At 68.6% G+C, this 11,272-nt stretch carries 13 protein-coding genes; 5 read left to right on the forward strand and 8 right to left on the reverse strand.

Features of this window, described 5'->3' with window-relative positions; translation table 11 throughout:
* The 5 genes from AC1DZ6_RS09270 to AC1DZ6_RS09290 form a co-directional block, all read right to left on the reverse strand.
* The coding region (locus AC1DZ6_RS09270) for a GMC family oxidoreductase (protein WP_477096901.1) at window positions 1-1,311 on the reverse strand (1,311 nt) is incomplete at its 3' end.
* A gap of 81 nt (window positions 1,312-1,392) precedes the next feature.
* Window positions 1,393-2,880 (reverse strand): TIGR01777 family oxidoreductase, encoded by a 1,488-nt coding sequence (locus AC1DZ6_RS09275; RefSeq protein WP_477096902.1) that lies wholly within the window; start codon window positions 2,878-2,880, stop codon window positions 1,393-1,395.
* Between the two features lie 11 nt (window positions 2,881-2,891).
* The gene (locus AC1DZ6_RS09280) at window positions 2,892-3,596 is read right to left on the reverse strand and encodes a DUF4166 domain-containing protein (protein ID WP_477096903.1); all 705 of its coding nucleotides are present in this window, start codon (window positions 3,594-3,596) and stop codon (window positions 2,892-2,894) included.
* A gap of 64 nt (window positions 3,597-3,660) precedes the next feature.
* A complete protein-coding gene (locus tag AC1DZ6_RS09285) occupies window positions 3,661-4,182 on the reverse strand; it encodes a GbsR/MarR family transcriptional regulator (protein ID WP_477096904.1) in 522 nt (173 codons plus the stop codon).
* Between the two features lie 253 nt (window positions 4,183-4,435).
* Window positions 4,436-5,320, reverse strand: coding sequence for an AraC family transcriptional regulator (locus AC1DZ6_RS09290; protein ID WP_477096905.1), 885 nt, complete (start codon window positions 5,318-5,320; stop codon window positions 4,436-4,438).
* Window positions 5,321-5,520: 200 nt separating this feature from the next.
* Between AC1DZ6_RS09290 and AC1DZ6_RS09295 the strand changes: the two genes are divergently transcribed.
* The gene (locus AC1DZ6_RS09295; protein WP_477096906.1) at window positions 5,521-7,014 is read left to right on the forward strand and encodes an amino acid permease; all 1,494 of its coding nucleotides are present in this window, start codon (window positions 5,521-5,523) and stop codon (window positions 7,012-7,014) included.
* 187 nt (window positions 7,015-7,201) lie between these two features.
* A complete protein-coding gene (locus AC1DZ6_RS09300) occupies window positions 7,202-7,930 on the forward strand; it encodes a class I SAM-dependent methyltransferase (protein ID WP_477096912.1) in 729 nt (242 codons plus the stop codon).
* Window positions 7,931-8,014: 84 nt separating this feature from the next.
* Here the strand turns inward: AC1DZ6_RS09300 and AC1DZ6_RS09305 are convergent, their stop codons facing one another.
* Genes AC1DZ6_RS09305 through AC1DZ6_RS09315 form a run of 3 tightly spaced genes read right to left on the reverse strand, consistent with a single transcriptional unit; the run spans window position 8,015 to window position 9,738 of the window.
* Window positions 8,015-8,656 (reverse strand): DUF1190 domain-containing protein, encoded by a 642-nt coding sequence (locus AC1DZ6_RS09305; RefSeq protein WP_477096907.1) that lies wholly within the window; start codon window positions 8,654-8,656, stop codon window positions 8,015-8,017.
* Between the two features lie 8 nt (window positions 8,657-8,664).
* Entirely contained in the window at window positions 8,665-9,075 is a 411-nt protein-coding gene (locus tag AC1DZ6_RS09310) for a DUF350 domain-containing protein (protein ID WP_477096908.1), read from the reverse strand.
* A 21-nt stretch (window positions 9,076-9,096) separates the two neighbouring features.
* On the reverse strand, window positions 9,097-9,738 hold the full coding sequence (locus AC1DZ6_RS09315) for a YjfK family protein (RefSeq protein WP_477096909.1): 642 nt from the start codon (window positions 9,736-9,738) through the stop codon (window positions 9,097-9,099).
* Window positions 9,739-9,932: 194 nt separating this feature from the next.
* On the opposite strand from AC1DZ6_RS09315, the gene AC1DZ6_RS09320 reads away from it, so the two are divergent.
* The 3 genes from AC1DZ6_RS09320 to AC1DZ6_RS09330 form a co-directional block, all read left to right on the forward strand.
* Entirely contained in the window at window positions 9,933-10,364 is a 432-nt protein-coding gene (locus AC1DZ6_RS09320; RefSeq protein ID WP_477096910.1) for a YjfI family protein, read from the forward strand.
* Window positions 10,365-10,387: 23 nt separating this feature from the next.
* The gene (locus AC1DZ6_RS09325; protein ID WP_477096911.1) at window positions 10,388-11,113 is read left to right on the forward strand and encodes a PspA/IM30 family protein; all 726 of its coding nucleotides are present in this window, start codon (window positions 10,388-10,390) and stop codon (window positions 11,111-11,113) included.
* 4 nt (window positions 11,114-11,117) lie between these two features.
* The coding region (locus tag AC1DZ6_RS09330) for a glutathionylspermidine synthase family protein (RefSeq protein WP_477096913.1) at window positions 11,118-11,272 on the forward strand (155 nt) is incomplete at its 3' end.

The raw sequence follows: 11,272 nt of genomic DNA on the forward strand, positions 1-11,272 counted from the left end.
GCCGACGATCCGGCGCGCCCAGCGCAACGAGGCGACGGCCACATCGCGATCCTCCTGGGTGGCCAGGTAGTTGGGGTCGATCCGGGGCGGGTCTGCCAGGTCGGGCCCCGACAGGCGCACGCCGCCCCGGCTGGTCGGGCGCAGGTTGCAGACACTGGCGGTGAAGGCCCCGAACCGGTGCAGGCCGTCGCCCCACCGGTCCAGACTCAACGGCTGGAAGTGGAACTGCAGGTTCGGCGTGGCGCGGCCGGGGTCGGAGCGGCAGAACATTCCCAGCTGCGACGGCGCCATGGTCAGGGGGCCTGATCGCCGCAGCGCATAGTCCACGCCCATGCCCACCCGCCGGACCAGATTGGCGTAGTCGGTGTTCAGGGTGCGCACGCCGGTCACCTTGTAGACCGGCCGGATCTGCAGATGGTCCTGCAGGTTGGCGCCGACGCCCGGGAGGTGATGCTGGACCGCGACCCCGGCCTGCTTGAGGGCCTCGGCATCGCCGATGCCCGAACGCTGCAGGATCAGCGGCGAGCCGATCGCGCCGGCCGCCAGGATCAGCTCGCCGGCCACCCGGGCGGTCAGCGCCTGGCCGTCGCGCACCGCGCGCAGCCCGACCACTCGCCGTCCGTCGAGCACGATCCGCTGCACCTCGACGCCGGTCTCCAGGCGCAGGTTGCCGCGCGCCAGCACGGGTTTCAGAAACGCCGAGGCTGTGCTCCATCGGCGACCCGCGCGCTGATTGACCTGGAAATAGGACGAGCCCGCATTGTCGCCGCCGTTGAAATCCTCGACCTCGGGCACGCCTGCCTGGGCCCCGGCCTGGCGGATGGCGTCCAGAATGTCCCACCGCACCCGGGGATGCTCCACCCGGTATTCGCCGCCCGACCGGTGATGATCGCCCTTCGGCGCGATGTGGTCCTCATGCCTCAGAAAGTAGGGCAAGACGTCGGACCAACCCCAACCCGTCAGGCCCCGCTGGCGCCAGCCATCATAGTCCTGGGCTTGGCCGCGCATGTAGATCATGGCGTTGATCGACGAGGACCCGCCGATCACCTTGCCGCGAGGATAGGCCAGGGCGCGGCCGTCGAGGCCGGGCTGGGCGATCGTCTCCAGCCGCCAATCGGCGCGCGGATGGCCGATGGCGAACAGGTAGCCGACGGGAATGTGGAACCAGATCCAGTTGTCCCGGCCGCCGGCCTCCAACAACAGGACCTTGATCGAGGGATCGGCCGACAGGCGGTTGGCCAGCAGGCATCCCGCCGAGCCGGCGCCGACCACCACATAGTCGAACGTTCCCAGGTCGATCTCGTCCGCCATCCCGCCGAATCCTCCGCGGCCGCGCCTGTGTCGGGCGGTCGATCCGCCCAGGCTGGGGCAAGCGCGCGGGGTTGGGAAGCCTCAGGCCTCGGCCAGCCGTGCGACGGGCGTTGGTTGTCGCGCCGCCGGCGTGCCCACGATCGCCGCGAGGGCTCCGTCCAGCGTGGGATGGGTGAACCGGAACCCGCTGGCCAGGGCCGCCGCCGGGACGACGCGCTGGCCCTTCAGCAGCAGCTCGTCGGCGAACGCGCCCAGGGCCAGGCGCAGCGGTGCGGCCGGCGCCGGCAGAATGGCGGGACGATTGAGGGCCCGGCCAAGCGCCCGGGCGAAGTCGGCGTTGCGCACTGGCTCCGGCGCCGCGCCATTGACCGGCCCGTCGAGGTCCGGCGTGGCGATGGCGTAGGCGATCATACGCACCAGGTCGTCAAGGTGGATCCAGCTCATCCAGTGGCGGCCGGCCCCGAACGGCCCGCCCAGGCCGAACTCGAACGGCGTCAGCATGCGCGACAGGGCCCCGCCRTCGATGGCCAGGACGATGCCGATGCGCAGCCGCACCACGCGCACGCCCAGATCCTGGGCCCGCATCGCCGCCCGCTCCCAGCGCCGGCAGATCGTGCGCGAGAAGCAGTCGAGGCCGTCGGCGGTCTCGTCCAGAACCTCGTCGCCGCGCAGGCCGTACCAGCCGATGGCTGAGCCGCTGATCAGGACGCTGGGTCGGCGGTCCAGCCGCGCGATCAGCGCGACCACGGCGCGGGTCACCGCCAGGCGCGAGCCGACGATCCGCCGGCGCTTGGCGGGCGTCCACAGGCCGTCGGAGATCGGCTCGCCGGCCAGGTTGACGATGGCGTCGATCCGCGTGTCGCCGGCGATCTGGTCCAGGGCGGTGACGATCCGGATGGGGGCGGGCAGGTCGGCGGCGGTGGTGCGGTCGCGGGTCAGGGCGGTGACCTCGTGGCCGGCCCCAACCAGGGCCGCGATCAGGCGGCGGCCGATCAGGCCGGTGGCGCCGGTGACCAGGACGGACTGGCGCGGCGCCAGCGCCTGGACCAGGGGCGCGGGATCGGCGGAGACGATCCGCCGGGTCCGGTCTGCGGCGGCCAGGTCGCGCAGGCCGAAGACCACGACCCCCACGGCGGCCAGGGCGCAGAGCAGACTCCAGACACCATAGGAGGTTGGGACCAAGGCGGTCGGAGCCGTCGCCCAGCCGGACAGCAGCGGAATCACCAGCGCCAGCACCACGCCGTAGTTCAGGGTCAGCAGGGTGTGGGTGACCCGCTCGCTGGCCGGCAGCTTGCGCGTGCGGTCTTCCTCGACGAAGTCCCACAGGGTCACGACCAGTTCGKCCAGCATCAGCAAGATCAGGACAACCGCCAGCGCCCCTTGTGGCCGGGTCCAGCCGAAGGCCAGCAGCATCACCGCATAGGACAAGTTACGCACGCCGTGCAGCCGCAGCTCGCCCGCCTGCGACGGCCGCCACGCCAGGCGCTCGGTCAGCTCGTGATGATAGAGGGTGTCGAACCCGCCCATCGCCACCTGGACGAACACCAGGCTCCAGATCAGGTCGGTCATCGGCGTGGCTCCTAATGGGTGTGGGCGGGACGCTCGCGGAACACCCCGACCTGCCGGAGCATCTGGCCCAGCAGCGGGTGGCGAAGGTCCAGGACGAAGGCGAAGCCGCCGTCGCCCTGGTCGATGTGGCTGATGGTCAGCGCGCCCGGCGCCAGCCAGGCGGGCAGCTTCAACCGCAGGCCCAACCGAGCCGGACCCAGCGCCAGGAAGTAGTGGCGGTTATGGAAGTGCAGCGCCGTCTCGTCGGCGCTGACGGCCAGAGCGATGCCGAAGCCCCAGCCGAGATACTCCTCCAGGCCGGTCGGGCCGGCGAAGCGCTTGCTGCTGTGGATCACCTGCGGAAAGCCGTGGGCCTGGTTGTACATGCGGGTCCAGAACTGGCCGCCGGCCTGGCCGTCCTCGGTGACCGTCACGACGGCGGCCACGCCCAGGTCGTCGTACAGGGGCAGGGGGGCGCCGATCAGGCGGCACAGCTGGGCCAGCACCTGGCCGGCCCAGTTGCGCCGGCTCTCGATGATCTCGCCGACATAGGTCACCGCCATGCCGGGGCGCAGGCGCTTGCTGAAGCGGTCGCGCACCGCCTGGGGCAGACGGTTCCAGCCGGCCTCGCCCAGCAGGGCGCGGAAGCGCAGGTCGTGCAGATGGGCGGGCCTGGCGAGCGCGGGCTCCGGATCGCTCCTGACGTGGGTCGGATAGAGTCTTTCGAGGTCGAACATCGCCAAATCCCCTGTCTCGTCTTGCCTGTTATTTCTGTCTAAAGAGAAATATCAGGGCAAATTTTTAGGTCGTCTTGTCCGGCTTGCCGCGGCCCATGCCCAACAGGCCGACCACCTTCGAGCCCATCTTGATCAACGACATCAAGGTGCTGGGCGGCACGCTCAGCATCTGGCCGTACCAGCTGTCGATCGTGGTGACGAAGCCGTGCATCTCCTTCAGCCGCTTGCGCGCCACCGTGCTCAGGGTGGGATCGTTCTCGGCGGCGGCCAGGACGGGACCCAGAGCCTCGACCATCGGATCGATCTCACGTTCCTTGCGGCCCTGGGCGATGCGGGTCAGCATCTGCCAGAGATCCGCCTCGGCCTCGTAATGGTCGCGCCGGTCGCCCAGCTGCGGCACGCGGCGGATCAGCTTCCAGCCGATCAGCTCGCGGATGCTGTTGGAGACGTTGGAGCGGGCCATGCCCAAGCTGTCGGCGATGTCCTCTGCGGTCATCGGCTTGTCGGCCAGATAGAGCAGGGCGTGGATCTGGGCGACGGAGCGGTTGACGCCCCATTGCCCGCCCATGTCGCCCCATCGCAGCACGAACTGCTCGACCGCGGCGGGGAGGCGTTTCGTGGTATCTGCTGTTTCTGTCATGACAGAAATATGCGACTGATGACGAGCGGAGTCAAGCTGACGGCTTGCGGCTTGGCTGGCCATAAATCGGTTGTCATCCCGGACAAACGCGAAGCGCGCGGATCAGGGACCGCCGGAAGCGTCTGCGTTCACGCGTCAGACCCGGGTCTGCGCGCTTCGCTACGCCCGGGATGACAACAAAGGGGGTGAGCCCGAACCTCTACCGGATCGGCAGGAACACGTCCGTCACAGCTTCGTGCTCGGGCACATCCGGGAAGAAGCTGACGCGCTGGGCGAACACCGGGAAGTCGCGCGGCTCATGGCCGGCTCTCGGCAGCCATTCGCCGTAGAGGTAGTTCACGGTCGCGCGCAGGTCGTCGCTGGAGCCCACCTGGCGCAGGACCGCGCAGCGACCGGGCGGGAGGATGCCGGATATCACGCCCGCATCGTTCGGTTCGATCCGCCGATCGCTGGCGGCGCAGAGGTCCAGGCGGAAGACCTCGGGCGGGGTCTCGTCCTCGTCGACATGGAAGATGTTGTAGGTGGCGCTGAGCCGGGGCGGCAGGCCGGCGGCTCGGCGCCAGGCGATAAAGCGGCGGATGCTGTCGCCGATCCGGGCGGGATCGCCCCGATGCTCCAGCACCGCCACGGCGGTCTGGGGAAAGTCGATAATACGCACGTCGGCGTCGGTATAGGCGGGTGACATGGTCTTGCTCCGGGCTTGGGTGAGCGGCGCGTGCGCCGTGAGCCAAGGAGTCCACCGGGGATCTCGTCGAAAGGCGCTGGGGCTCTGGTCGAACCGCCGGCGGAAGGCGCGGCTGAACGCTTCAGGCCCTTCGTAYCCGCTGTCGAGGGCGATGCGCAGCACGCTGTCGCGGTCGCGAAAGGCCAGCCTATAGGAGGCTCGCTTCAGGCGCGCGAGTTGGACGTACCGGGCGACGCTGATGCCGAACAGCGACGAGAACTGCCGTTGGAAATGGTGTTTGGAAAAAGCCGCGACCTCGCTCAGCGTCTCGACGCTCAGATCATCCTCCAGATGCTCGTCGATATGGGCGAGCACCCTTCGCATTCGTGCGTGATAGGCATCGACGGGGTTGTTCTTCATCCGCGCCTCCTTGGCACGGACGGCTGTAAGGGTCAGAAGGGCTCCGAACCTGACCGAACGTGCCGAGTGTCTTGGCAGATCGCGCCGAAATAGTGAACGCCGGTCTCCCAACCGTGAAATTCGTGATCACGAAGGCTCGCCGACCCCGTCCGACAGGTGCACCCTCGGGTCGGGACAAGTGGCGAGAAGGGGACGGGATCATGAGCGAGGAAATCACGGGCGGCGGCGTCAGCTACGAAAAGGTCGGCGCCGAGTATTTCGACAAGCGCGGTCTCAAGCGCTACGCGGGCGTGTTCTCGCTGTGGGCGCTGGGCGTCGGGGCGGTGATCTCGGGCCAGTTCTCGGGCTGGAACCTGGGCATGGGCGTCGGCGGCTGGGGCGGCATGCTGGTGGCCACCCTGATCATCACCGTCATGTATCTGGGCCTGACCTTCTCGATCGCCGAGATGGCCGCGGCCCAGCCGCACACCGGCGGGGCCTACAGCTTCGCCCGCGCCGCCATGGGGCCGTGGGGCGGCTTCATCACCGGCCTGTGCGAGAACGTCGAATACGTGCTGACCGCCGCCGTCGTCTGCTTCTTCATCGGCTCGTACCTGGGGGGCATCTTCGAGACACCGGCCTGGGTGCAGCCGCTCTACTGGATCGGATCCTATGTCGTCTTCGTGGGCCTGAACGCCGGCGGGGTGGCGATGTCGTTCCGGTTCACGGTGTTCATCACCTTGCTGGCCCTGGCCTGCCTGGCGGTGTTCTGGGTCAGCGCCCTGCCGCACGCCGACTTCTTCAAGTACGCCATGAACGTGGGACCGGGCGGGACCGAGCTGCCCAACGGCCATGGACCGTTCCTGCCGGCCGGCGTCGGCGGGGCCCTGGCGCAGTTGCCGTTCGCGGTCTGGCTGTTCCTGGCCATCGAGCAGTTGCCGCTGGCGGCCGAGGAGAGCCACACGCCGCAGCGCGACCTGCCCAAGGGCATCATCCTGGGCATGGCCACCCTGATCGTCTCGGCTCTGCTGGTGCTGTGGCTCAATTCCAGCATCCCGGCGGGCGCCTTCGCCCTGTCCAAGTCGGGCGAGCCGATCCTGGACGGTTTCCGCGCCATCTATGGCGGGGCCCTGGCCAAGGTTCTGGCCGCCGTCGCGGTGGCGGGGCTGATCGCCAGCTTCCACGCCATCATCTTCGCCTATGGCCGGCAGATCTATTCCCTGTCGCGGGCCGGCTACTTCCCGCGCGCCCTGTCGGTGACCCACGGCGTGCGCAAGACTCCGGACGTGGCCCTGCTGACCGGCTCGGTCGCCGGCCTGGCGGTCATGCTGGCCGTCTGGTTCATCCTTGGGGCCGAAAAGGGCGCGGCGGTGATCGGCGGCACCCTGCTGAACATGGCGGTGTTCGGGGCCATGCTGTCCTACGTCGCCCAGGGCGTGTCGTTCATCCTGCTGCGTAAGAAGTTCCCGCTGATGGATCGACCTTACAAGAGCAGGTTCGGCCTGACCGGCGCGGGCCTGACGGTGGTGATCTCGCTGGTGACGATCTTCTACCAGCTGAAGGATCCGATCTATCGCACCGGGGTGATCGGCGTGGCGGTCTGGTTCGCCGTGGGCATCGTCTATTTCGCCCTGGTCGGCCGCAAGAAGCTGGTGCTGTCGCCGGAAGAGGCCTTCGCGATCAGCGGCGGCAAGACGGCCTACGAGACACACTGACGGAGCCAGGCGCTCCAAGGCTTTGGGGGGCGAGCGGCGGGACCTGTCCCCAGCTTGTCCCCCGAAACTCGCGACGATCTCGAATACCGATGTTCACCCAGGCGCCGCGACGCGCTATCGAGGGGAAACAACGGTGAGGATGCCCATGACGTCGCGGTCCGTGATTTCTGCCCCCTTCTTTGCTGGCATGGCTGTTGCCTGCGTACTCGGCGCTTTCGCGACGCCCAGCTTCGCCCAGGTCCCCGCCAACCTCACGGCCGCCCTGGCCGATCCGGCCCGGCCGGCGGCCGACACCGCCCGCGACGCGGCGCGCCACCCGGCCGAGATCCTGGCCCTGGCCAACGTCAAGCCGGGCGGCAAGGTGGCCGATTTCATCATCGGCGGCGGTTATTTCACCCGCATCCTGTCGGCGGCGGTGGGCCCGACCGGCGCGGTCTACGCCTATCAGCCGGCCGAATTCATCAAGTTCCAGGCCAAGTACGGCGAGGACCTGAAGACCGTCGCGGCGGCCTACAAGAACGTCACGCCCCTGGACGGCAGCCTGATCGGGCTGGACCTGCCCGACGGGCTGGACGCGGTGATCACCGTGCAGAACTATCACGACCTGCACCTCAAGCCGTTCCCGACCGACACCGCCGCCAAGGTCAACGCCGAGGTGTTCAAGTCGCTGAAGCCGGGCGGCGTGTTCCTGGTCGTCGACCACTACGCCGCTGACGGTTCGGGCCTGACCGCCCCGGACACCCTGCACCGCATCGACATCGCCGCCGTGAAGTCCGAGGTCGAGGCCGCCGGCTTCAAGCTGGCCGCCGAGAGCCCGCTGCTGCGCGCCCCGGCCGACCCGCGAACCGCCAGCGTCTTCGACCCGTCGATCCGGGGCAAGACCGACCAGTTCATCCTCAAGTTCGTGAAGCCATAGGGGAGGGGGAGGGGGCACGCGCTCGCCGCCAGCCGCGCCGCACGACAAGAGCGCTGCGCGCGAGGGCGTGTCCCCAACGTCGTCCTACCCCCCGAACGACCGTCCGGATCCGCCGAAGCCGCCGCGCGAGATCACCGAGCTGCGGCTCTGGACGCGGGTCGGGGCCCGCATCTCCGGCGCGTTGAAGCTGTCGGTGCGCACGCGGGTGCGGCCGGTGACGTAGTCGCGAGACAGCGGATAGCCGCCGCCGCCGTAATAGCCGCCGTTGCGATCGCGATACATCGGCGCGCCGTAGTAGCCGCCGCCCATGTTGTTCAGGGCCTGGCCGACGATGAAGCCGGTCAGCAGCGGGGTGAAGAAGCTGCCGCCGCCGCCGTTGTTACGCGGCACGCACTGGTCGACGCCGTAGCGTTCCTCGCAGCTCTGCTGGTCGCCGAACTTGGGGGCGTTGGCGGCGCTGTCCTTCTGGGCTTGGGCGTAAGCGGTGTCGCACTGGGCGGCGGTCATGTCGCCCGAGCTCTTGCAGTCGCTCAGCGAGGCGTAGGTCTTGGCGTCGACCTCGCGCGAGGCGGCCGGCGGGTCGCCCCACTGGGTGGCGGTGCCGGGATCGTCGCAGGCGCTGACCGAGATCGCCGTGCCGGCCATCAGGCCGGTCAGGGCCAGGCTGCTGGAGCGCAGGCGGCGTCGTGAAGGCGAGGCTTGGGGGATGGAGGATTGATCGTTCATGGCGCGCCTCAGGCCGTCATGCAGGCGGCGTTGAGCAGGCCGACCGCCAGGGAGATGCTGAGCAGATAGACGCCGGCGGCGATCTCGCCCTTCTCGATCCGGGCGGTGACGTCCTTCATCACCACCACGCGCACCAAGGTGAAGGCGGCGATCTGGATCACGCCCGCCAGGGCCGCCCAGGCGCAGAACTCGACCAGCGACACGGTGTTGCTGAGCGCCGAGGCCAGGGGGAGCACATAGCCGACCAGAGCGCCGCCCAGGGCCAGGGCCGCGGCGACATTGCCTTCGCGGATCAGCTTGCCCTCGTCGTAGGGCGTCACCCACTGGTAGACGATCTTGAAGATCACCGTGAACAGGCCGGCGGCGACGAAGGCCACCACGAAGGCCAGGGCGCTGGCGCCAAATCCGTGCAGGTCCATCTTCTTTTCCCCCTAAGGCCCCTAGGCCCGGAATTCGCCGACGCCCAGAGGGACGCCGATCATGATCTCGAACGACACCTCGGTGCGGTCCTCGTTCTCCTGCTCGATGGCCAGCAGCAACTCGCGGCCTTCGCCGGGCAGGTCGCGGCCGAACAGCATGCAGGTCTGATAGATTCGCCGGTCTGGGATCCCGTCGCGGTCGTCGTGGACATCTTCCCAGAAGGTGACCGGGTCCTGGCTCTCGGCCTCGTCGCCGAACCACAGCCGCTGATATTCGGGCAGGCCGGCGGCCGTGAAGGTGCGGGCTCGCAAGCGCTGGCCCCAGGCGTCGCGGTCGGCGCGGCCGCCCGGATAGGCGCTGTTCCACGGGACGAAGACGGTGATGTCGTTGACGCGCTGGCCTTCGCGGTCGTCGGACACGGCTTGGAACATCACGTCGTCGTCGGTGTAGAACCGATGCACGAAGCCGCCGTCCTTCAGGTCGACCAGGCCCTGGGCGGTGATTTCCAGGGTGTCGCGGTCCAGCGGGAAGCGCAGATCGTCGCCCAGTCGTCGCCAGGCCAGGGTGTCCAGCCAGACGGTGCGGCCCAGGGTGACGTTGCGGATCGCCGGCAGGGCCGAGGCGGGCGCGGCGTCCTTGCGGCCGAAGAGCTTGCTGAACATGAACGACCCGATGCGAAACTCGCGTCACATGTACGACGTGGATCGTCCGCACAAAAGGGGGCCACACAAAAGGGAATGGCGGATTACCAACTTGTCATGCGCGCACGTAAGGTTGCGCTCTCGACGACTGGCGTTCGCCCGCCCATCTAGTATGAACGGCGCCAAGACTGGCTCGCCGAAGGAGACACCGCCCGATGACGACCCCCGCCTGGACTGTTCGCTCGCTGAAGACGGCGCTTTCCGACGGCTTCAGCGACGCCATGACGGCCCGCGTGGTCGAGGGCGCCGATCCGATCCTGCTGGTGACCATGCACGATCACGGCGATCTGGAGATCTTCATCAGCGTCAGCGATCAGCAGATCGCCGCCTCGGTGCTGCTGTGGCCGGTCGACGAACAGGCCGACCGCCACGCCTTCAACGAGTTCCTGCTCAAGGCCCACAAGCTGGTGCCGCTGTCGAACTTCGGCATCAGCGCGGTCGGCGACCGCGACTATTACGAACTCTTCGGTGAACTGGCGACGACCTCGTCGCTGGACGATATCCTGATCGAGCTGCGGGTCCTGGCGCAAAACGCCATCGAGGCCGCCTCCGACCTGCGCTCGTCCTTCACCCCCGCCACCGCTTAACTCGCGATCCTCGGAGACCCCCCATGTCCATCTGGAACAAGCTGTTCACCCTGGGTCGCGCCGGCGCGCACGAAGCCACCGCGGCCGTCGTCGACGCCAACGCCCTGCGCATCCTCGACCAGGAAATCCGCGACGCCGATACTGCCCAGGGCAAGGCCCGCGACGACATGGCCACCCTGGTGGCCCGTCGCCGCATCCTGGAAAAGGAAGTCGCCGGCTTCCGCGACCAGGTCACGAAATATGAGGGCTCGGCCCGCGCCGCCGTCCAGAAGGGTGACATGGACCTGGCCCGTCAAGTGGCCCAGCGCATCGCCGACCTCGAGCAGGACATCGCGCTGAAGGAACCACAGATCGGCGACATGCGCGTGGCCGAGGACCAACTGCACACCGCGATCACCGCCACCGACCGCCGCATCGAGACTCTGCGTCGCGAGGTCGATGTCGTGAAGGTCAATGAGAGCRTCCAGAAGGCCCAGGCCGCCGTCTCGGCGCGCGGCGCGGGCGCCGGCGCTTCGCTCGGTTCAGCCGCCGACAGCCTGGCCCGCATCAAGGAACGCCAGATGATCCGCGGCGAGAAGATCAAGGCCGCCGGCGAACTGGAAGACCGTCGCACGGGCGCCGATCTCGACGAGAAGCTGCGCCTGGCGGGTATCCTGCCGGGCCAGTCCAGCGCCGACGACGTCCTGGCCCGCCTGGCCCCGGCCAAGCCGACGCTGCAGATCGAGCAGAAGGACGGAAAGGCCGAGTAGGACCTTGCGCCGCCTCAAGCTGACCCCGCGTCCCGACTGGCAGGCCAAGGCCGAGGCGGTCGGGTTCGTCTATCACCACACCGAAGGCCAGGCCTATTGGGATGAGAGCGTGGCCTACGCCTTCACCCTGGAGCAGGTGGAGCAGGACCTGGAGCCGGC

This window comes from Caulobacter sp. P1_B12_2, from assembly GCF_056406675.1.

What these genes read in the sequence shown, in the direction of transcription:
- AC1DZ6_RS09280 (WP_477096903.1), bottom strand. Translation starts at nt 3,596, where the DNA reads ATGTTCGACCTCGAAAGACTCTATCCGACCCACGTCAGGAGCGATCCG.
- AC1DZ6_RS09295 (WP_477096906.1), top strand. Translation starts at nt 5,521, where the DNA reads ATGAGCGAGGAAATCACGGGCGGCGGCGTCAGCTACGAAAAGGTCGGC.
- AC1DZ6_RS09300 (WP_477096912.1), top strand. Translation starts at nt 7,202, where the DNA reads ATGGCTGTTGCCTGCGTACTCGGCGCTTTCGCGACGCCCAGCTTCGCC.
- AC1DZ6_RS09305 (WP_477096907.1), bottom strand. Translation starts at nt 8,656, where the DNA reads ATGAACGATCAATCCTCCATCCCCCAAGCCTCGCCTTCACGACGCCGC.
- AC1DZ6_RS09310 (WP_477096908.1), bottom strand. Translation starts at nt 9,075, where the DNA reads ATGGACCTGCACGGATTTGGCGCCAGCGCCCTGGCCTTCGTGGTGGCC.
- AC1DZ6_RS09315 (WP_477096909.1), bottom strand. Translation starts at nt 9,738, where the DNA reads ATGTTCAGCAAGCTCTTCGGCCGCAAGGACGCCGCGCCCGCCTCGGCC.
- AC1DZ6_RS09320 (WP_477096910.1), top strand. Translation starts at nt 9,933, where the DNA reads ATGACGACCCCCGCCTGGACTGTTCGCTCGCTGAAGACGGCGCTTTCC.